At 44.7% G+C, this 244-nt stretch carries 1 protein-coding gene; it reads left to right on the forward strand.

The annotated features are described in order from the left end of the window. A partial coding sequence (locus tag AAEY62_RS24210) for an AAA family ATPase (protein WP_350637017.1) occupies nucleotides 1-244 on the forward strand: 244 nt, incomplete at both ends.

The raw sequence follows: 244 nt of genomic DNA on the forward strand, positions 1-244 counted from the left end.
GTGTTGATTATAGATGAAGCCTCAATGGTCGACTTATCGCTGATGGCAAAACTAATTGAGGCATTACCTGCACATGCACGGTTAATTCTCTTAGGTGATAAAGATCAGCTGGCCTCGGTAGATACCGGCAGCGTAATGAGCGACTTATGCCAAGGGTTAGTACTGGGGCAAACACCTGGTTATTCACCTGCACGATGTGATGAGCTAAATAACTTATGCTTTAACGGCGAGGCTAAGTTAATAG

Source organism: Pseudoalteromonas sp. GW168-MNA-CIBAN-0100 (assembly GCF_040309225.1).
Lineage (GTDB): Bacteria > Pseudomonadota > Gammaproteobacteria > Enterobacterales > Alteromonadaceae > Pseudoalteromonas > Pseudoalteromonas arctica.